This is a genomic window from Bacillus cereus group sp. BfR-BA-01355, assembly GCF_022663675.1.
Classification (GTDB): Bacteria; Bacillota; Bacilli; order Bacillales; family Bacillaceae_G; genus Bacillus_A; species Bacillus_A thuringiensis_S.
The window spans coordinates 1-20,122 of record NZ_JAKUFY010000004.1; the positions used below are offsets into that span (position 1 = coordinate 1).

Genomic DNA, 20,122 nt, shown 5'->3' on the forward strand with positions numbered 1-20,122 from the left:
TCTTTTTCTTCATCTATATAGCTATAGCAACTGATGAATAATAACCCACCTCAAAGGGATTCTCTTTTTCTCTTGCAAATCCCATATCTAATTCCATGTTTTTTTCTATGTATAAATGCGAATACTCTTTATACAATTTAAGTGACATTGGCTCTATTTCCTTCTCCATACATTGAATGTTCTCTTTTAACTCCAACGTAAACTCCTGTTCTGTATATTTCATTTTCGCCTCCTTAAACATAGAAAAAGAGAATACAATAATATATTCTCTTTCCTCAAATATATTTCATTATCTCACAGCCCGTCCTTTTCACAAATAACCATTTTGTTCGCACCATTTATGAAATTGTCCTACGTCTACTCCAACTAACACGATATCCTTTAGCTCTACATCAATAATTTGTTCTCCAATTACAATAGCAAAATGCGATGCTAATTTTGTCTCGTTTTTCTTTACAATTCCAATTCGGTTCCGATGCGGTCCATCTTTTATATATGCTTTTTGTCCTACAATATCAAAGTTCAAGATTTTCACCTCTTTTACTGCGCTCAAATTGGAAATACGATCTCCAACTCGGAAAATTTCCTTTCATTGCACTATTTCTCTATATATATGACGAAACAATAAAAGAGTCCTTCCTTCTTTACAATTATTTTTTCTTTGTTTCATTTTTGTGATTGAAACGTAAAGTTTATAATAAAATACACTTGGAAGCGCTTTCTATGTAATTTTTTATGGTATAATGTATAAGTAGAACTTCGTAAAGAGGGTTAAAAAAATGAATACAAAAATGATAAAAAAAGTAATTGAAGCATTAAAAGTATATGGCTTTCAGGATGTATCATTCTGTGACAAAACGAAGCAATTTTTATTTCATAACGAAACCGATATTATGAGCGGCTATGCAGAAATAACATATAGTAGTCAATTTGAAAAATTCAACGTACAAATTCATCCGATTGAAACACATCACCAAGCAGAGTTACAAGAGGTTGAAAGACATATACAAGCCTGTATAAGAAAAGTGGAATATTTAAACGCACTTCTTAGCGGACAAACAAAACTAGATGACAAAATTATTATAATGTAAAAAAAGAACGTGATCCAATCACGTTCTTTTTTCATTATACGTTCATCTTTTCCTTTAGTTGTAATCCTGTAACAGATTCTAATACATCCATAGATTCTCCAAATGTCATATCAAAAATTGTCTTGTCCTCTATGTATGGAAACTGGCTGAAACGCTTTTCTAACACCTTCACAGCATCTGATGTAAAGTTTGCACTATCAATTCCAAATTCTGTTTCAAGAAGAACGATCCAATCTAATACATGAAAACCTAATCCATTGACGAATGAAATAAGTTTTTCTTCTGGGTTTGAAGATAAGAATACTTGTCGTTCCATCTCACTAAAAAGTTCTTCTCCTAAAATTTCAGCTAACTCATCATCATGTTCGCGTTCAACAAGCTCTTCGTAGCCGTAATCATCCACAAGCTCTTCTACTTCTTCACTATCCTGACAAAGCAATTGACTAAGAAGTGCCTCTTTCTTAAATTCACTATTTTGTACGACTTCTAAAAAGCTCGTTTCCCATCCATTTTCTAATTTCATATTATGTACTCCTTTATATACGTTTCTTATCATCACTGTACCCAAAAGATCACTTTTATAACCTTTTAGGTAGTTACTATTATTTCACATGATTCATAACATAAGATGCAAACTCAGCTACATCTCCTTCAAAAATATTTATTTCTGGCAAGTGATAGAACGTTGTTTGGAGCGGATTTCCTGCATGATATACATATATAGTTTTCTCTAGCGCAATCGCCATTCCAAACTCTGTATGGCTCCCGTTTCCGCCATCTAATATAAGTAAAAACACATCCGCTTCTTTTACAGCATTTTTTTCTGCCTGACCAATTTCTCTTAATTGTTCTTGATTCACTGCTCTTTCGTTTTTGGCCCAATCATATGTATGGTGCCATCCTGCATGTTTCAGTTCATTTGCTACGGAACATACAAGATGTTTATTTTGGAAACCTGAGGCGATATAAAAATTCATTTATATACACTCCTTCATTATGTATGGGGAAACTCCTTTTTAGCGTTATTTGTTATAGCTATAATAAATAACAACTTCAAAAAAAATCCCCATCTTTAAAACTTATTTGCGTTTAAATGATGGGATGCTTCATGGTCTTCTTTTATTTTTTGTTTTTTATAACTTTCATCAGCTAACATTTCTAGTTCAGCTGTTATCTCTGACTTTTCAAGCTCTCTTTCTTGCGAAAATTTCCTTGAAATATAAACAATAACACTACCAACGTACAACACAAAGCATATAATAAGTGCAGTATTTTCATAGAGACTTAGCTCCAACACAGTCACTCCTAATCCATTCGTATTTTCACGCCTCATTAATTGGAATTTCTCTATTAACCCAGTTGTTATCCCGCTATTTGAGGGCAGTAAGACTCCCTCCTCAAATTTCAGTAAAAGTAAAGAAGTTAGATGTGGGATGCACCCAACTGATTAAAGTTTCACTTTATTGTAACATAAAAATATCAATTCTTGGAATCTTTCACCCTACTAAAAGAGGCATGATTGTTTCATCATGCCTCTGAAATATTTTGAATGATTGTTTGAATTGCTTCTTTTCCATTATATTTTTTTAGTGCTGTTTTATACTTCTCATTATTTTGATTCAATTCTTCGACATACTTTATCAGAGATTTTACAGTTACATCTTCTTCATATAATACGGAGGCATACCCTTGCCTTTCAAAGGACTCTGCATTTAATATTTGATCTCCACGGCTTGCAAATTTCGATAATGGAATTAAAACCATCGGCTTTTGTAATGTTAAAAATTCAAAAATTGCGTTGGAGCCCGCGCGTGAAATAACAAAATCTGTTACCGCTAATATATCCGGCAGTTCTCCATGTACATATTCAAATTGTCTATATCCTTCTTTATTTTGTAAACTTTCATCAAGGTTACCTTTTCCGCAAAGGTGAACAATTTGATACTTTTTAAGAAGTTCTGGTAATGCTTCTCGAGCCGTATCATTAATTTTCTTCGCGCCCAAGCTGCCTCCCATAATCGTAATAACTGGCTTTTTACGTGAAAAACCTAAAAATGCTAAACCTGTTTCAGGATTTCCCTTCAGCACTTCTTCACGTACAGGAGATCCCGTATATATTACTTTTTCTTTCGGTAAATGCTTCGCTGCTTCTTCAAATGTAACAAATATTTTCGAAGCAAAACGAAGCGCAATTTTATTTGCTAGTCCTGGCGTCATATCAGATTCATGTAATAAAACTGGTACTCTATTTAGCCATCCTCCAATTACGACTGGTACAGATACGAAACCGCCTTTTGAAAAAATCACATCTGGTTTTAGTTTTCGAATCCTTACATACGCATCCATAACACCCTTCATTACAAGAAAAGGATCTTTTATATTTTTCAAATCAAAATAACGACGTAGCTTTCCACTCGAAATACTATAGTAGGGAATGCCTTCCTTTTCTATAATCGTTTTCTCAATACCTTGATGAGAACCAATATAAGAGATATCCCAGTTGTCTTCCTGTAAATGTGGGATAATGGCTAAATTAGGTGTTACATGTCCTGCCGAACCGCCACCTGTAAAGACTATTTTCTTCATACGTCTCCCCCTTCTAGACTATAATACACTAAAATATCTTGCCTCAGGGTGAGAAAATACCATAGCCGTTACGGACGCTTCTGGCTCCATCATGAATCCTTCTGTTAATGAAATACCTATTTCCTCTGGATGAATTAAGCGAAATAGCTTTTCTTGATCTGCAAGTTCTGGACACGCCGGATAACCAAATGACACGCGTATTCCTCTATATTTCGTACGGAAACGTTCTTCCATCGTCAGTTCAGGTGAGTCTGGAATGCCCCAGCGGTCACGAATGAGCATATGTGTTTTTTCAGCAAGTCCTTCTGCTAATTCAAGCGCTAACGATTGAATGGCATGACTACGTAAGTAATCACCTTTCGCCTTCCACTCTTCAGCAATGTCCCGAACTCCTTCCCCAACCGTAACAGATAAGAAAGCAACATAGTCCATCTCATCTCCAATTGGGCGCAAATAATCGCCTAAAGTACGATAGGGGGCCTTTCCTTGTCTAGGGAACGTGAAACGCTCTATAACACGCGTATGATCTTCTGGATCATATATTACAATGTTTTGTCCATCGCTTTGCGCTGGGAAAAATTGATACACTGCTTTTGGCTTTAACCAAGATTGTCCTTCTTGCAATAATTCATCTATTAAATCATTTAATTCATGCGCTCTCTTATCTCCCTTTTTCAAAAGCTTCTTCACATTTCCTTTTAATCCAAGGTGATGCCCAAGTAGCATTTGTCTATTTAAAAATGGAGCGAGATGAAGGGCGGGAATATCGCGTAATACAATTCGTTTTGTTGAATCAGGCACGATAACCTCAGCCTTTGGTAATGGCTCAATTACTGCTGGAATTTCTACTTTCTTCTCCTCTTTTTTTACGATATGAAGATGCCGTTCTTTCTTATCCTGTTTCATCTTCTCACGCTCTTCTTCTTTTTGAAGCTTATTAATAATATCGAGCCCCGTCATCGCATCACTCGCATAACAAACGAGCCCTTTATATGATGGTGAAATCCGATTATCTGTAAACTTTCTCGTTAACGCTGCACCACCTACAACAATGGGAACATCAATATTTGCTGCTTTTAAATCTTCAGCAGTCGTTACCATTTGTTGCGCTGATTTTACTAATAAACCTGAAAGTCCTATAATGTCCGGATTCTTTTCTTGTACTTCTTGAACAATTCGATCTGAACGTACATTAATTCCTAAATTAATAATCTCATATCCGTTATTCGCTAAAATAATTTCAACGAGATTTTTCCCAATATCATGCACGTCACCTTTTACAGTTGCTAATAATACTTTCCCTTTTTTCGCACTATCACTAGATTCCATATATGGCTCTAAATAACTTACAGCAGCTTTCATACTTTCGGCACTTTGCAATACTTCAGCAACAATAAGTTCATTATTATTAAATAGTCGTCCTACCTCGTCCATCCCTGTCATAAGCGGACCGTTAATAATATCAAGAGGTTTTCTTCCTTCTTCAAGTGCAAGACTTAAATCCTCGTGTAATCCTTGTTTCGTACCTTCTACAATATAATTTGCTAGTCTTTCATTAAGCGTTAACGTTTCTTGCACAACGACATCTTTCTTTTTAGCGACTCGGTAAAAGTTTGTAAATTCTTCTAACGTCTCTTTAGTCGTTTCAAACAGTAATGCATCTGCAAGGTGTTTTTCTTCCTCTGGAATCGACGCATAGCGTTCTAATTTTTCCGTATTAACAATCGCGTAATCTAATCCAGCCTTCGTAGCATGATATAAAAAGACGGAATTCAATACTTCACGTCCAGCTGGTGGTAAACCAAATGATATGTTACTTACACCTAAAATCGTTAAACACTCTGGTAACGCTTCTTTAATAAGACGAATTCCTTCTATAGTCGCTGCCGCTGAACCAATATATTCTTCATCACCTGTCCCTACTGGAAACACAAGTGCATCAAAAATAATATCTGACGGACGTATTCCATATTTCGTCGTTAATAATTCGTAACTTCTTTTTGCAATTTCTAATTTTCTTTCAGCACTTACTGCCATACCATCTTCATCGATTGTACCAACTACAATTGCAGCACCATACTTACGAAGAAGCGGTGTTACCTTTTCAAAACGCTCTTCTCCATCTTCTAAATTAATAGAGTTGATAACAGCTTTTCCTTGAATATAAGTAAGTGCTCTTGCCATAACATTTTCATCCGTTGAATCAATCATAATCGGTACTTTTAACACTTTCGTAACTTCTGTCAAAAATTTCTCCATATCTTCTATTTCATCACGATCAGGATCTGCCATACAAATATCAATAATATGAGCATTTTTCTTCACTTGCGCCCTTGCCACTTCAGCAGCCTCTTCAAATTTCCCTTCTGCTACTAATCGTTTAAATTTACGTGATCCAATAACATTCGTTCTTTCACCTACAAATAACGGTCTCATAGACTCATCGTATTGCAGTGCCTCCAATCCACTAATTCCATGTCCTTCTCTCTCATGATGGTCACGAGGCTTAAGAGATGCTAGCGCGGATTTCATTGCTTTTATATGTTCTGGTGTCGTGCCACAACAACCACCGATAATATTAACCCATCCTTCTTCAGCAAATCGCTTCACCTTTTCAGCAAGAGAAGATGGAGATTCATGGTAATGTCCATCTTCATCAGGAAGACCTGCATTTGGATAACAAGAAATGTAACACTCCGATAAATCAGATAGTGAACGAATATGGTCCCTCATAAACTCCGGACCAGTCGCACAGTTTAATCCAACAGATAATGGTTTCATATGTTCTACTGATAAATAAAAAGCTTCAATTGTTTGCCCAGCCAGAGTCGTTCCCATTGGCTCAATCGTTCCTGAAATCATAATAGGAACCGTTTTTTTCATTTCTTCAAAAGCAGCTTGAATTCCAATATAAGCTGCTTTCACGTTACGCATATCTTGACTCGTCTCAACGAGTAATACATCAACTTCTCCTTTTAACAATCCTCGTGCCTGCCTTGTATAAGCCTCAATCAATTCTTCAAAAGTCACACCACCTGTAACACTAATTGCTTTCGTTGTTGGTCCCATTGCTCCCGCAACATATACTTCCTTCCCGCTTTCTTTAACAGCTTGCTTCGCCAAAAGTGCTGCCTTTTCATTTAGTTCTTCATCTAAATGAGACAGCTCATAATCACTTAGTACAATATTCGTTGCCCCAAATGTATTTGTTTCAATAATATCCGCTCCAGCTTCAATATAAGCTTTATGAATTTTTAAAATAACGTCTGGTCTTGTTTCTACTAAATATTCATTACAGCCCTCGTACTCTTCTCCTCCGAAATCTTCAGCAGTTAAATCCTCTTGCTGAATCATTGTCCCCATTGCCCCATCTAATATTAAAATGCTATTCTGTAATTTTTCTTCTATACACTTCATCAATTAATACCTTCTTTCACTTCTTGCTTTTCTCTTACATATTTAACAAGATGTTCTGTAATTTCATACTTTAAAAATGGTGTAATAAGATAAATACCATTAAAATATTTCATCGCTATGTCGATTAATTCTTGCGAAATGCGAATCCCTTCCTCAATTGCTGCCTCTTTCGTTTCGTGTCCATCCATTCTCTCTCTTATTTCTTCAGGAAGAGTAATACCCGGCACCTCAAAATGAAGAAAATCTGCATTCCGCTTACTTACTAACGGCATAATTCCAATAAAAATAGGTTGTTCCAAATGCTTTGTCGCTTCATACACTTCTTCAATTAGCGCGATATCGTAAATTGGCTGAGTTAAAAAATACTCCGCTCCAGCATCTATTTTTCGTTCCATTCGCTTAACCGCTGCTTTTAAGTGCCTCACGTGAGGATTAAATGCGCCGCCTACAGAAAACCTTGTCGCCGGTCCAATTGATTTCCCTAAAATTGAACGTCCATCGTTCATTTCTTTAATCATTTTAATGAGCTCAATAGAGGATAAATCATATACAGAAGTTGCACCGGGAAAATCACCAACGCGCGCTGGATCACCAGTTAAAGCTAGCACTTCTTCCATCCCTAACGCCGATAAACCTAACAAATGAGATTGTAGTCCAATGACGTTATGATCTCTACACGTTAAATGTGTCAATACTGGGATATCATGCTTGGTTAATAACGCACCCATTGCCATATTCGAGATGCGAGGCGATGCTAATGAATTATCTGCTAGAGTAATAGCATCTGCTCCCGCTCTTTTTAACGCTCTTGCCCCTTCAAAAAAACGCTGTGTATCTAACGTTTTCGGTGGATCTAATTCCACTACAACTGTCGTTTGTTTTTTCGCTTTCTCTGCTAGAGTGACGTGAGCCTTCGAACGTTTCTCATGCGTATGAACGACTTTCGGCCTTTGAATCGTGTCTTTTTCTATTACAGGGGTAATATTCGCAACAGCGCGCTTCATACTTTGAATATGTTCTGGAGTCGTACCACAACAACCACCCAATAATCGAATACCTTGCTCAATAAATCTCGGTGTCATCGCTTCAAAATAAGCTGGGCTTCCCTCATATACATAACGTCCCTCCACATAATTCGGGAGACCTGCATTTGGGTATGCTGATAAATAGCCATTTTGCGGAATCGATATCATTTTGAAAGCTTCCGTCATATGAAGCGGCCCTAGTTGACAATTCAATCCAACAACATTTGCACCGCAATCTATAAGTTGCTTTAATATTTCATTGACATCATTTCCATTTTGAGTCGTACCTGCTTCATGTAACGCTAATTGAGCAACAATTGGAATATTCGTTTGCTTACGCAATACTTTAACGGCATGAAGTAATTCAAATTCATCGTAAAAAGTTTCTAATAGTAATCCATCAACCTGTTCTTCTAGTAAAGCCCCTGCCTGTTCAAGTAGCATAAACTCCCTTTCCATATCAGTCGTTGTAACGGCTCCGATGTGTTTCATACCACCAATTGTTCCTAAAATTGCATTTCTGTCTGTAACAGATGCTTTCGCCAGTTTTACTGCCGCTCTATTAATTTCTGTAACTTGATTTTCTAAACCATACATACGTAATTTCGTCTCATTTGCCCCATACGTATTCGTTTGAATTACATCTGCTCCAGCAGCTACATATTGTTTATGAATCGATATAATTAAGTCTGGATCAGATACATTCAATTCTTCAAAGCTACTTTGCAAACCATGTGAATGCAATAACGTCCCAACCGCACCATCACCTATTACAATTCCTTTTGATAATAAATCTAGTAATTTCACGAATCTCCCTCATTTCTATCAATATAAAAACCCCCTCTTCACTTTGAAGAGGGGGACATAATCGTTCCTCCTCTTATTATGCAAAACATTCGTTTTGCAGGTATTAGCACCGTTTCAAACATTTCGTTTGAAGGTTGCCGGGTTTCACAGGGCCTTTCCCTCCACCGCTCTCAATAAGAGTTGTCTTTATTATTTTATTTATGTAGCTAAAAGGAAATGCGTTCCCCTTTTAACAATGTTTGTTAATTTTTTAATAAATTTAGCATGCACAAAAGTAAAAGTCAATGATACTTGCGGAAAAATAAAAATTATTTAAAATAAACTTGCAATTCAATTATCTTTTGTTGTAAAGTTAAAAACATAATAAAAATTTCATACGAACATTCTTATCTAGAGAGGTAGAGGGACTGGCCCTATGACGCCTCAGCAACCATTAACAGTTTGTTAATAAGGTGCTAATTCCAGCAAATTGTGAAAGATTTGACAGATGAGAAGAAGACTCTATTCAAACCGAAAGCCTTCTTCTTAGAAGGCTTTTTTTATTTTATATTCACTTAATGTTTCAATTTAAAAAGGAGGAATTTTCACATGTCAACAATCGAAACGAAACTAGCACAAATCGGAAATCGCAGTGAAACTACAACAGGAACGGTTAATCCACCGGTTTATTTCTCAACCGCTTATCGTCACGAAGGAATTGGTAAATCTACTGGCTTTGACTATTCACGAACTGGCAATCCAACTCGCGGTCTTTTAGAACAGGCGATCGCAGACTTAGAATATGGCGAACAAGGTTATGCCTGTAGTTCAGGGATGGCGGCTGTTCTCCTCGTCCTTTCTCTATTCCGCTCTGGAGACGAACTTATTGTATCTGAAGATTTATACGGAGGAACGTATCGATTATTTTCTGAGCACGAAAAAAAGTGGAATGTTCGATGTAGATACGTAAATACACAATCTATTAAACAAATTGAGCAAGCTATCACAACTGAAACGAAGGCTATTTTCATAGAAACTCCAACTAATCCATTAATGCAAGTTACTGATATTGCTGCTGTCGCAACTGTAGCGAAAAGGCACGGACTACTTCTTATTGTAGACAACACATTCTACACACCTTATATACAGCAACCATTAACAGAAGGTGCTGACATTGTACTCCATAGCGCAACGAAATATTTAGGGGGACATAACGATGTACTAAGCGGACTTGTCGTTGCAAAAGGAATGGAACTTTGCGAGGAAATCGCTCATTATCATAATGCATCAGGCGCGGTTTTAAGCCCATTTGACTCATGGTTATTAATTCGCGGTATGAAAACGTTAGCGCTTCGCATGAGACAACATGAAGAAAATGCGAAAGCAGTTGTTGCATATTTAAATGATGAAAACGGGGTGACAGATGTATTTTATCCAGGAAGAGGCGGCATGATTTCATTCCGCCTTAAAGATGAAGCTTGGATTAATCCATTCTTACAATCTTTATCCTTAATTACATTTGCAGAAAGTCTTGGTGGTGTAGAAAGTTTAATGACTTATCCAGCAACGCAAACACATGCTGATATTCCTGAAGATATTAGAACAGCAAACGGTGTATGCAATCGTCTTCTTCGATTCTCCGTTGGCATTGAAAATAGTAACGATTTAATTCAAGACTTAAAGCAAGCCATTAAACTCGTAAAAGAAGGTGTAAAAATATGAGCTATTCTATAGATACACTCTTACTACACAACCAATATAAACATGACTCACAAACGGGCGCTGTGAACGTTCCCATTTATAACACATCAACTTTTCACCAGTTTGATGTAGATACGTTCGGAAAATATGACTATAGCAGGTCAGGAAATCCAACTCGTGAAGCTCTTGAAGATATCATTGCTTTATTAGAAGGTGGAACAAAGGGATTCGCCTTTGCATCAGGCATTGCAGCGATTTCCACTGCATTCCTCCTTCTTTCACAAGGTGATCACGTACTCATTTCAGAAGATGTATACGGAGGCACTTACAGAGTGATAACTGAGGTACTCTCCCGTTACGGTGTTTCACATACATTTGTTGATATGACCAATTTAGAAGAAATAAAACAAAACATTAAACCAAATACAAAGCTCTTTTATGTAGAAACACCTTCTAACCCACTTTTAAAAGTGACAGATATCCGCGAAGTTTCTAAACTTGCAAAATCTATTGGCGCTCTTACTTTTGTTGATAATACTTTTTTGACACCACTATTCCAGAAACCACTTGAACTTGGAGCTGATGTCGTTCTTCATAGTGCTACAAAATTTATTGCTGGTCATAGTGATGTTACTGCCGGATTAGCAGTAGTAAAAGATGCAGAACTCGCTCAAAAGCTTGGATTTTTACAAAATGCATTCGGTGCTATTTTAGGGCCTCAAGATTGTTCTCTCGTACTTCGTGGCCTAAAAACATTGCATGTACGCCTCGAGCATTCAGCTAAAAATGCCAATAAAATTGCACATTATTTACAAGAGCACGCTAAAGTACAAAATGTCTATTATCCTGGATTACAAACGCATCTCGGATTTGATATTCAACAATCTCAAGCAACATCAGCTGGAGCGGTCTTATCGTTTACTTTGCAGTCAGAAGATGCACTCCGCCAATTTTTGTCAAAAGTAAAATTACCCGTTTTTGCAGTTAGTTTAGGAGCGGTAGAGTCAATTCTTTCTTACCCAGCAAAAATGTCACATGCAGCACTGTCGCAAGAAGCTCGTGATGAAAGAGGGATCTCTAATTCATTACTTCGGTTATCAGTTGGCCTTGAAAATGTTGACGATTTAATATCCGATTTTGAAAATGCCCTTTCTTATGTAGAAGAACCTGTAAATGTATAGAATGAATAGAAGATATGAAATTAAGTTTTCATATCTTTTTTTATGCTGTCTACCATACTCGTTTTAGTGCTTTTCTGTCTATATAGTTCATTAAAAAATAAAATTTTTATCTATTTCCAAGTAATGGATTAATTGATATATTAAGAAATAAAAAGGAGCAAAAATAATGGATACTTGTACAGATATTTTAATCGTTATCGATTTACAAAATGGAGTATGTTATAGCGGAGAGCATCTATTTGATTTACAGAACTTACTAACAAAAGTAAATCAAAGAATTTCTTCATACAGAAAATTAAATAAACCAATCCTTTTTGTTCAACATTGTGATGATGATTTAGTACCCGAGAAAGAAAATTGGGCTATTCATACCGATCTAGATGTTCAAGAACAAGATTTTTTTGTAAGAAAAACACATGCAAATTCATTTTATAAAACAAACTTAAAAGAAATTTTAGATCAATTATCTGTAAAGCGCATTGAATTTTGTGGTGCCCAAACAGAGTACTGTATGGATGCTACGATTAAGTTTGCCCACGGACTGGGATACGAAAACTTTATGGCACAGAAAACAACCTCTACGTTGAAGAATCCTTTTATGTCCGCAAAAGAGACGATTGATTTTTACGAGAACATATGGAATCACAGGTTTTTAACGTTGCTAAAAGATGAATTTTAGAATAAATGACTAATGACTTGATTATCCTAAGATTTATCAGCTGTAATCAAATATTTCGTTATCATCATAAAGAAGCGAATTACATTCAGCTTCTTTTCTTTTAAACTGTTTTATATTCTATATATATCATTACAATTCCTTTGTCATATTATTTTAAAAATTTTGTATATTCATTTGAAAGAATAAGAAAATCATGATAAAATTGTGTTACAAATATATCTATATCTTTCAATTTTTAAAACGCATCGAAATTTTCACCCAAAAATTTTATTTTACAAAAACGTGCTAATTTACCTATTTTATTTACATCAGGGTCTCTTTTCTTACAATTTCTTTACTTTAGGACTTTTTTTCTGCAACAACTATTTTCTTTTCTTTAAATTTTTGGTATGTATAGTATGGTATAATAGCTCACACGGAGGTGGAAAAGAACATGTTAGAAACCTTTCAAAAAGAATTAGAACTATATGAAAGTAATGCAGAATTATTAAAAGTACTAGCTCATCCTGTTCGTTTATGTATCGTAAAAGGATTAATTGAGCGCGGTCCAAGCAACGTTTCTACAATGTATACTGGCTTAAACATGCCACAATCTACAATTTCACAGCATTTAGCAAAATTAAAAAGCGCTAAAATCGTTTCTAGTGAAAGAAAAGGATTGGAAATTTATTACAAAGTAGAGAACGAAACAATAATTCAACTCGTTCGCGTATTATTAGGTTAGGGACTAATAATCGAAGAAAAAGAACGTATTCTATATTTTTCATCTCATATCTTTAATATAAATATATATCATGAGAGGAAATATATAATACTACATAAGTCGTATTAAAAAACAAGACACAGTATATACTGTGTCTTGTTTTTTTATATTGTTACATACTGCTCCAAATGCAAATGTTGCATATCTTTTGTATGTATAACAACATCAAACGCACTCCCTACTCCTCCATTCAAAATCATAGAACGAACTGCTCGATTTTTTTTTTGCGTTTCAGAAAAAGGATTCGTATCTTGATGGCTCGTAAGCTGTTCTAATATTCCTGCAGCTAACAAGAACTCAGATTGTTTCTTATGCCATACTGCACTCATTCCCTGCAGACTAAACATCTCAGTTAGCTCGTCCCAATGAATATGAGTAGTAAGATCCATTTCACCTGGATACGCTAGTGGGTTTCGTATTAGCTTATGCTGATAATACCCTCGCAAACTTCCTTCACGGTGTGCTGGATGCATCCATTCTTCTTTTGTGTATCCGTAATCAACTGTAATACATATACCTTTTTGAAACCATTTCGCAATTTCTTTTATATACTCCTCCATCACAATTGGTACTTCAAAACGTTGCCCTTCAGCAATATGAATATTATATTTCAATAAATATCGACCAATTCTTTTATCTAACGGCCTACATACTTCTGAAAGGTTTCCTTCCTCTGTATATGTAATACGTACTTCATACAACATACCATTTCTTTTCTCAATTATTTCAACAGGAAATGCATCAAACAACTCATTCGAAAAAAGAATTCCCTCGAAAGAATCTCCCATTTCACTATAGGAGGTATAGTACGATACATTAGAAAATGAGCCAAGTTGCTCCTGCTGTAATTTCCTATGAAAAGGGCTCACTTCAATCATTGAATAGTTTAAATCAATAAAGGTTTTTGGAGATAATTGCTTCCATTCTTGTAAAACATCATAGGCAAACTTTCCAGTTCCCCCACCAACCTCACAAATATTCGAAGCAACTTCACCATTTTCAACAAGACGAATAAAAAGTTTAGCAAAAGTTTTTGCAAAAACAGAGGATACATTGCTACTTGTAAAAAAATCCCCTTTTCTTCCAATCTTTTCACGTTCTTTCATATAATATCCATGACCTTCTGTATACAATACAAGGTTCATATACGTACTATATGAAATTGAATAATCCTTTTCTTTCCCCATCCATTCTCTTAAAATGAGCTCCATTCCCATAATGACTCCTTATTGTAAAAACGGATTATTTTCTTTTTCAAAGCCAATGCTTGTTTCTGGACCATGTCCACATAACACCGCTGTTTCATCTGGTAATACAAATAATTTCTCTTCAATACTTCCAATTAATTCAGCAAAACTTCCACCAGGCAAATCTGTTCTTCCAATGCTCATTTGGAACAATACATCTCCTGAGAATACAGCATTCGCCTCTTTACTATAATAAGAAATACTTCCTGGAGAATGTCCCGGCGTCTCAAAAATTTCAAAATTAAATGATCCAATTGTTAATGTACCTTCTGCATCAATAATATGATCCGCTGGTTTTGCTGTAATACTGCGGTTCATCATAAAAATTTGAGAGCCGTTTACAGTTGCATCTCCTAACCAATCTGCTTCTTCTTTATGTACGTATACAGGAATATAAAAAGCGTCTCTTACCGCATCAACAGCACCGATATGATCAAAGTGAGCATGTGTTAATAAAACCGCCAATGGTTTTAATTGTTCTTCTTGTAAATATGTAACGAGCTTTTCACCTTCATGACCAGGGTCAAAGATAATGCACTCTTTTTGATCGTTCATTAAAATATAAGCATTGGTTTGCAATGGGCCTAACGGCATTTGTATCCATTTCATATGAAATCTCCTCCAATTATTAAACTTACTTTTAATGATACAACATTTCTTTCTCTGAGGAAAAGAAAGGATGCTATCTCGACAATCATTTTTAAAACATGTACAATATAAAAGAGTAAATATTCCAAAAACTCATAATAAGAAATGGGTAGACAGAGGAGGATATTGTATGGGCCTTGTTATTATTTTTACACTTGTCACTCTGTTAGCTGTATTTGCTACGCTTAGAACACTTCGTGAAAAAAACTTTTTCGCGAGCGGCTTTGCAATTGCAACTGTACTCGTTTTCGGATGGTTTACGATCATGACTGTTCTATATAACGGGTATCCACCAGCAGCTTAATTCGTTTACACTTTATTCTTCATCGAGATTTCACACAAAAAGAGGAAGGGTTCCCCCTTCCTCTTTTCATATTTCACATCTTATATCATCTTCGCTTCGTATTTGTGCTTTTTTACAAGCCAAGCTCCTCCGATAACACCTGCATCATTACCAAGTGTTGCAATAGCTAACTTCGTGCTCTTTACAGCACGTGAGAAAGCGTATTGCTCGAAATAGCGTTGAATTGGTTCTAATAGCGCATCTCCAGCTTTAGACACGCCTCCACCAATAACAATTTTCTCTGGGTTCAACGTACTAGAAAGGTTCGCTACAGCTAATCCTAAATAAGAAGCTACTTTTTCTACTACTTCGCCTGCTAATTCATCACCTTGTCCAAGTGCTTCAAAGACATCTTTTGATGTAATACGTCCTTCTTCAGCTAACATAGAACGCAACATGCTTTCTTTATTAGTCTCTTGTATTTTTTGCATAGCAACACGTACAATACCTGTTGCAGATGCTACTGTTTCTAAGCAACCAGACTTCCCGCAATTACATGGGAAAGCATTTTCTGTAACTACTGTAATATGTCCAATCTCACCAGCAGCACCACTCACGCCGTGTACAATCTCACCATTGGCGATTACACCACCACCAACGCCCGTACCAAGTGTCATGCAGATTAAATCTTTTGCACCTTCACCAGCACCTTTCCACATTTCACCAAGCGCTGCTAAGTTTGCATCATTATCAATAACAACAGGTAATCCTGTTTCTACTTCTAATAAATCTTTTAGCGGATAGTTTTTCCACCCTAAATTAACCGCTTCATAAATCATTCCAGATGCCACATGTACAGGGCCAGGAGCTCCCATACCAATACCAATTAACTTGCTCTTCAATTCGCCTAATTCTTCTAGCTTTTTATCAATTGCTTTCGCAACATCAAGTGTAATATGTTTTCCTTGCTCACCTGTATTCGTAGGGATTTCCCACTTATGTAAAATTTCACCGTATACATTAATAAATGCTAATTTAATCGTTGTACCACCAAGGTCAACACCAACTAACCATTTCTCTTCCATGTTGCTTACCTACCTTTATCTAATTCTTATTTAGCTCTTTTTGAATTTCTTGCTTCAATAAAAATAAAGCTGTTTGATAGTCTTGTGGATCGATTAGCTGTGATTGATTTAATTCACGCAATTCATCTTGCATTAATTGTAAATCTGCAATTCGATCTCCCGTATAAATAATCGTACCAAATTTCTTTAGCAATTGCTGAATATCATAAATAGATACCATTTCATCACCCTCTATGCTTGCTTACTATAAAAAATTATAATAAGAAAACGTTCACATATTTTATTATAATCAAGAAGAAAAAGTCTCGTCAATTTTTATTTGTCTAGACAAGCTCATTTATAAGCATTGTTCCTTTTTCTGTAATAATTTTTTCTATATTTTTATCAAATGGCTCTACCGGAATGTGTTTTACCATTTGAAAACCATACGCTAATGATAGCGTTTTCCCTTTATAATGCACGAGATAACGATCATAATAGCCACCGCCGTACCCAATTCGCTCTCCTCGTTCTGTATAAGCTACGCCCGGCACAATTTGAAGATCAATTCCATCCACATTCACTTCTTCCGTAAGCCCGGGAATCGGTTCACGTAAATTCATATACACCGTTTCTAATTGATCAAAATTATTAATTTGCCGGAAGGACATCGTTCTTGTTCCTTTATTACACTTAGGAACTACAACTTTCTTTCCTTCTTCCCAAGCTTTTTCAATAATAGGATATGTATTCACTTCATTTTCCATTGAAAGAGTAATTCCAATTGTTTTAGCTTCAACCCACTCTTTTTGCGCATACAGCAAAAATGCAATCTGTTCTGATAAAGTTGTATACTGTTCTTCTGATAAAGAATTCATGTGTTCTATTATTTGTTTACGCAAACGCACTTTCTCTTCTTTCACACATTTCCCCCCTACAGTGACACTTTTCTCTATGATGATAGTGTATCACTTTTAACATAGGAATCGAATAAAAAAAGAAACAGTAGGAAAATATTCCTACTGCTTACTTTGTTTCACGGTGTAACGTAGACTTCTTGTCACGCTTGCAATACTTTTTAAGCTCGATACGCTCAGCGTTGTTACGTTTATTTTTCTTTGAGATATAGTTACGATCTCCGCATTCTGTACATGCTAGAGTAATATTCACACGCATTCTTATTTCCCTCCAGTACTAATAACTTAAATCAGACTATACTATAATACCACTTTTAAAATAAAAATTCTACACCTTTTGATATTGTCTAATTTTTTCTATAAGATTTTTCATGTTTTCCCTTGCTATTACTGGGTTTCTAGCATGTGAATACACTAAAAATTTTGGTTGTTTTGTGTCAGAAACGATATAAGACCACTCTTTTTCAGTATATTTGAACTGTACTCCTTCAAATATACCTTCTCCCTTCCTTTCTATATCATCCAATAATTTCCTCATAATTTCCCCTTTTTCATTCCATGAACATACCACTTCATCATAAAGTAAATAGAGCGGCGGTGATTGCTCTACTATGCTGAGAAACGTTTTTCCTTGCAATGCTATTAGCTCGAATAATTTTCCAATTCGATATAAAATATCTCGCTTCCACCTTACTTGAAACGACTTTCTTTCATCCTGCGTATAAAATAGAAGATAACATTCTCCTAACTTCAAAGACATCGGGTAAATATTTCCTGTCGATTCGAGTAAGAAATCCGGAATATCTACCTCTTCCAAATCTGTACCCTGGTAAATATTACTATGTTTATCGTATAACTCGAAATGATTTCCTTGCTCAGAAAACATAAGAGCCATATTCGCTTTACTTGATTTCATCAAAGCTTTCACATGATCTTTTTGTTCGCTTGCATAAATCCATGTAACTGTACAACCAAGTCTTTGCAGAAAGAGCATAAGTAAATGTTGCAACGTATCATTTCTCTTATTAATAAGAAGATGAAACTTCTGCATCTGTATTTTCTCGATATCAATATGCTCCAATATAACTTCTATATACTCATTCATAGAAACATGAACCAGCTCATTACGCCCCATTTCTTTCTCATGTACGTAATAAAACAATTCGGACATATATACTTGTTCTATCTCTTTTTGCTGCTTATACGTTAACGGTATGCCAGCTTGACTGTATAACTTTATAACAATCTCATTCTCATTCTCCACTTGAATGAAAACACCACCTGCACATTGCAAATGATGAACACTATATTGAAAAAGTGACTCGTTCATTTCTTTACATTCCATCGTATGAATCCCTATACCATGAATAGCATGTAAAAATAAATTTTTATAAGAGGTTGTTTCTATATTTTCTTGACTTCCAATTAATATACTCTCTCCTTTTGTAAAAAGAGATCCATACGCCATCGCAATCTTCACGATAAACTGGGGAGTAATTTCAACATTCCCTCTTCCTACAATGCGGCTTTTTTGTAACCAACCTGCACTCATTTCACTCTCTTGAATACCAGCTGCTCCTACTATCGAATGACTATCAATGGCCTTATAAGGCCATAGTTTTCCTTTTTGCTTAATTACCGTGCTTCTCCCAATATGACAGTGATCCGCTACAACGCTTTTTTGAAACAGTGTAACGTCATCTTCAACTATTGTACGCTCTCCTATTGTCGTTTCTAATAGTTCACAATACTTCCCAATGTGGGCATTTGCAAAAACAATACTTTTTTGAAGATGAGAATAATTTGAAACGATACTATTTTTCCCAATAATAGAATATGGCTCAATTACAGCTCCTGTACCAATCTTTGCTCCTTCTCCAATAAAAGAGGGGCCATGAATTTTCGTCCCTTTGCCAATCGTCACCCCTTCTCCCATCCATACCATCGGTAATACTTCCGTATAAGGAATAGGTACTTGTAACTTTTTCGTTAACAAATCAAATTGTGCTTGTCGATATTGATTAAATGTGCCGATATCTAACCAATAACCTTCTGACAAATATGCGAATAACACATTTTTATTTGCCAATAACGGAAACACATCATGACTAAAATCAAAAAATTGCCTAGGCGGTATGTAAGAAAAGATTTCTGGCTCCATAATATATATGCCTGTATTCACAACATTAGAGACTACCTCATTCCAGCCCGGCTTTTCTATATATCGTGTAACCTCCTGGTCTTTATTCATTACAACCAATCCAAATGAGAGTGGATTTTCTACTTCTTTCACAAACATTGTTACTATTCTTTTCTTTTGTTCATGAAACCTAATTCCTTCTGATAATTGAAAGTCAGTTAATGCATCCCCACTTATCACAACAAATGTTTCATCTAAAAATTGTTCTGCTTGTTTAATACTCCCTGCTGTACCAAGCGGAGGAGAGTCTTCAAAATAATACAAGTTAACTCCCCATTTACTACCATCACCAAAATATTGCTTAATGGTCGTACTCATATATTGAACAGTAATTGCAATTTCACGAATACCATGCTGGCGTAATAACTCAATATTGTATTCTAAAACTGGTTTTTCTAATAACGGTAACATCGGCTTTGGAGTATTACATGTTAATGGTCTAAGGCGTCTTCCTTTTCCTCCAGCTAAAATAACCCCCTTCATATACTTCAGCCTCCACTTATATAATGTTCAGTAGCTCCATATACCATATGT

21 protein-coding genes and 2 riboswitches are annotated in these 20,122 nt (G+C 35.7%); of the genes, 6 read left to right on the top strand and 15 right to left on the bottom strand.

Annotated features, from left to right (window positions below):
• Positions 1-13 precede the first annotated feature (13 nt).
• On the bottom strand, positions 14-223 hold the full coding sequence (locus MR167_RS02160; protein WP_002082163.1) for a hypothetical protein: 210 nt from the start codon (positions 221-223) through the stop codon (positions 14-16).
• A gap of 87 nt (positions 224-310) precedes the next feature.
• Positions 311-526: a DUF3912 family protein gene (locus tag MR167_RS02165; RefSeq protein ID WP_001008325.1), complete on the bottom strand. Its 216-nt coding sequence runs from the start codon at positions 524-526 to the stop codon at positions 311-313.
• Positions 527-779: 253 nt separating this feature from the next.
• Here MR167_RS02165 and MR167_RS02170 point away from each other — a divergent pair, with 253 nt between their 5' ends.
• On the top strand, positions 780-1,091 hold the full coding sequence (locus MR167_RS02170; protein ID WP_001093238.1) for a hypothetical protein: 312 nt from the start codon (positions 780-782) through the stop codon (positions 1,089-1,091).
• A 34-nt stretch (positions 1,092-1,125) separates the two neighbouring features.
• Here the strand turns inward: MR167_RS02170 and MR167_RS02175 are convergent, their stop codons facing one another.
• The 6 genes from MR167_RS02175 to MR167_RS02200 form a co-directional block, all read right to left on the bottom strand.
• The gene (locus MR167_RS02175) at positions 1,126-1,614 is read right to left on the bottom strand and encodes a hypothetical protein (RefSeq protein ID WP_000764268.1); all 489 of its coding nucleotides are present in this window, start codon (positions 1,612-1,614) and stop codon (positions 1,126-1,128) included.
• A gap of 79 nt (positions 1,615-1,693) precedes the next feature.
• Complete coding sequence (locus tag MR167_RS02180) at positions 1,694-2,068, bottom strand: nucleoside 2-deoxyribosyltransferase (RefSeq protein WP_001012330.1); 375 nt, start codon at positions 2,066-2,068, stop codon at positions 1,694-1,696.
• A gap of 95 nt (positions 2,069-2,163) precedes the next feature.
• A complete protein-coding gene (locus tag MR167_RS02185) occupies positions 2,164-2,424 on the bottom strand; it encodes a DUF3966 domain-containing protein (protein ID WP_001250699.1) in 261 nt (86 codons plus the stop codon).
• Between the two features lie 194 nt (positions 2,425-2,618).
• Positions 2,619-3,677, bottom strand: a complete 1,059-nt coding sequence (gene murG, locus MR167_RS02190) for an undecaprenyldiphospho-muramoylpentapeptide beta-N-acetylglucosaminyltransferase (RefSeq protein ID WP_000724741.1) — start codon at positions 3,675-3,677, stop codon at positions 2,619-2,621.
• Between the two features lie 18 nt (positions 3,678-3,695).
• Positions 3,696-7,094, bottom strand: a complete 3,399-nt coding sequence (gene metH, locus MR167_RS02195; protein ID WP_000649726.1) for a methionine synthase — start codon at positions 7,092-7,094, stop codon at positions 3,696-3,698.
• Positions 7,094-8,926 (bottom strand): bifunctional homocysteine S-methyltransferase/methylenetetrahydrofolate reductase, encoded by a 1,833-nt coding sequence (locus MR167_RS02200; RefSeq protein WP_000770367.1) that lies wholly within the window; start codon positions 8,924-8,926, stop codon positions 7,094-7,096. Before MR167_RS02200 ends, metH begins: the two co-directional genes overlap by 1 nt.
• Positions 8,927-8,996: 70 nt before the next feature.
• Positions 8,997-9,106, bottom strand: a riboswitch (SAM riboswitch).
• Between the two features lie 203 nt (positions 9,107-9,309).
• Positions 9,310-9,420, top strand: a riboswitch (SAM riboswitch).
• A 94-nt stretch (positions 9,421-9,514) separates the two neighbouring features.
• On the opposite strand from MR167_RS02200, the gene metI reads away from it, so the two are divergent.
• From metI to MR167_RS02220, 4 genes are all read left to right on the top strand, one after another.
• Positions 9,515-10,627 carry a cystathionine gamma-synthase/O-acetylhomoserine thiolyase gene (metI, locus tag MR167_RS02205; protein WP_000103895.1) on the top strand — a complete coding sequence of 371 codons (1,113 nt, stop codon included), beginning with the start codon at positions 9,515-9,517 and terminating at the stop codon, positions 10,625-10,627.
• Complete coding sequence (metC, locus tag MR167_RS02210) at positions 10,624-11,787, top strand: cystathionine beta-lyase (protein WP_000122297.1); 1,164 nt, start codon at positions 10,624-10,626, stop codon at positions 11,785-11,787. The genes metI and metC overlap by 4 nt, the downstream gene beginning before the upstream one ends.
• A gap of 166 nt (positions 11,788-11,953) precedes the next feature.
• Positions 11,954-12,466, top strand: coding sequence for a cysteine hydrolase family protein (locus MR167_RS02215; protein ID WP_000379186.1), 513 nt, complete (start codon positions 11,954-11,956; stop codon positions 12,464-12,466).
• A gap of 433 nt (positions 12,467-12,899) precedes the next feature.
• Positions 12,900-13,190 (top strand): ArsR/SmtB family transcription factor, encoded by a 291-nt coding sequence (locus MR167_RS02220; RefSeq protein WP_000894377.1) that lies wholly within the window; start codon positions 12,900-12,902, stop codon positions 13,188-13,190.
• A 143-nt stretch (positions 13,191-13,333) separates the two neighbouring features.
• On the opposite strand, the gene MR167_RS02225 is transcribed toward MR167_RS02220, so the two are convergent.
• Both MR167_RS02225 and MR167_RS02230 read right to left on the bottom strand, forming a co-directional pair.
• Entirely contained in the window at positions 13,334-14,446 is a 1,113-nt protein-coding gene (locus MR167_RS02225; RefSeq protein ID WP_000525134.1) for a class I SAM-dependent methyltransferase, read from the bottom strand.
• Between the two features lie 9 nt (positions 14,447-14,455).
• Entirely contained in the window at positions 14,456-15,085 is a 630-nt protein-coding gene (locus tag MR167_RS02230; protein WP_000871230.1) for an MBL fold metallo-hydrolase, read from the bottom strand.
• 169 nt (positions 15,086-15,254) lie between these two features.
• On the opposite strand from MR167_RS02230, the gene MR167_RS02235 reads away from it, so the two are divergent.
• On the top strand, positions 15,255-15,428 hold the full coding sequence (locus MR167_RS02235) for a DUF2759 domain-containing protein (RefSeq protein ID WP_000524852.1): 174 nt from the start codon (positions 15,255-15,257) through the stop codon (positions 15,426-15,428).
• Between the two features lie 80 nt (positions 15,429-15,508).
• Here the strand turns inward: MR167_RS02235 and glcK are convergent, their stop codons facing one another.
• From glcK to MR167_RS02260, 5 genes are all read right to left on the bottom strand, one after another.
• A complete protein-coding gene (gene glcK / locus MR167_RS02240) occupies positions 15,509-16,492 on the bottom strand; it encodes a glucokinase (RefSeq protein ID WP_000391701.1) in 984 nt (327 codons plus the stop codon).
• Between the two features lie 19 nt (positions 16,493-16,511).
• Entirely contained in the window at positions 16,512-16,712 is a 201-nt protein-coding gene (locus tag MR167_RS02245) for a YqgQ family protein (protein WP_000253699.1), read from the bottom strand.
• Between the two features lie 103 nt (positions 16,713-16,815).
• Positions 16,816-17,394 carry a 5-formyltetrahydrofolate cyclo-ligase gene (locus tag MR167_RS02250; protein WP_000656859.1) on the bottom strand — a complete coding sequence of 193 codons (579 nt, stop codon included), beginning with the start codon at positions 17,392-17,394 and terminating at the stop codon, positions 16,816-16,818.
• Between the two features lie 103 nt (positions 17,395-17,497).
• Complete coding sequence (gene rpmG / locus MR167_RS02255) at positions 17,498-17,647, bottom strand: 50S ribosomal protein L33 (RefSeq protein ID WP_001265616.1); 150 nt, start codon at positions 17,645-17,647, stop codon at positions 17,498-17,500.
• Positions 17,648-17,716: 69 nt separating this feature from the next.
• Positions 17,717-20,071, bottom strand: coding sequence for a sugar phosphate nucleotidyltransferase (locus MR167_RS02260; RefSeq protein ID WP_086390479.1), 2,355 nt, complete (start codon positions 20,069-20,071; stop codon positions 17,717-17,719).
• Positions 20,072-20,122 lie beyond the last annotated feature (51 nt).

Coding starts and splice junctions, on each gene's coding strand:
- MR167_RS02230 (WP_000871230.1), bottom strand. CDS start 15,085: ATGAAATGGATACAAATGCCGTTAGGCCCATTGCAAACCAATGCTTAT.
- MR167_RS02180 (WP_001012330.1), bottom strand. CDS start 2,068: ATGAATTTTTATATCGCCTCAGGTTTCCAAAATAAACATCTTGTATGT.
- MR167_RS02175 (WP_000764268.1), bottom strand. CDS start 1,614: ATGAAATTAGAAAATGGATGGGAAACGAGCTTTTTAGAAGTCGTACAA.
- MR167_RS02220 (WP_000894377.1), top strand. CDS start 12,900: ATGTTAGAAACCTTTCAAAAAGAATTAGAACTATATGAAAGTAATGCA.
- MR167_RS02225 (WP_000525134.1), bottom strand. CDS start 14,446: ATGGGAATGGAGCTCATTTTAAGAGAATGGATGGGGAAAGAAAAGGAT.
- MR167_RS02185 (WP_001250699.1), bottom strand. CDS start 2,424: ATGAGGCGTGAAAATACGAATGGATTAGGAGTGACTGTGTTGGAGCTA.
- MR167_RS02160 (WP_002082163.1), bottom strand. CDS start 223: ATGAAATATACAGAACAGGAGTTTACGTTGGAGTTAAAAGAGAACATT.
- MR167_RS02215 (WP_000379186.1), top strand. CDS start 11,954: ATGGATACTTGTACAGATATTTTAATCGTTATCGATTTACAAAATGGA.
- glcK (WP_000391701.1), bottom strand. CDS start 16,492: ATGGAAGAGAAATGGTTAGTTGGTGTTGACCTTGGTGGTACAACGATT.
- metI (WP_000103895.1), top strand. CDS start 9,515: ATGTCAACAATCGAAACGAAACTAGCACAAATCGGAAATCGCAGTGAA.
- metC (WP_000122297.1), top strand. CDS start 10,624: ATGAGCTATTCTATAGATACACTCTTACTACACAACCAATATAAACAT.
- MR167_RS02170 (WP_001093238.1), top strand. CDS start 780: ATGAATACAAAAATGATAAAAAAAGTAATTGAAGCATTAAAAGTATAT.
- murG (WP_000724741.1), bottom strand. CDS start 3,677: ATGAAGAAAATAGTCTTTACAGGTGGCGGTTCGGCAGGACATGTAACA.
- metH (WP_000649726.1), bottom strand. CDS start 7,094: ATGAAGTGTATAGAAGAAAAATTACAGAATAGCATTTTAATATTAGAT.
- MR167_RS02245 (WP_000253699.1), bottom strand. CDS start 16,712: ATGGTATCTATTTATGATATTCAGCAATTGCTAAAGAAATTTGGTACG.
- MR167_RS02235 (WP_000524852.1), top strand. CDS start 15,255: ATGGGCCTTGTTATTATTTTTACACTTGTCACTCTGTTAGCTGTATTT.
- MR167_RS02260 (WP_086390479.1), bottom strand. CDS start 20,071: ATGAAGGGGGTTATTTTAGCTGGAGGAAAAGGAAGACGCCTTAGACCA.
- rpmG (WP_001265616.1), bottom strand. CDS start 17,647: ATGCGTGTGAATATTACTCTAGCATGTACAGAATGCGGAGATCGTAAC.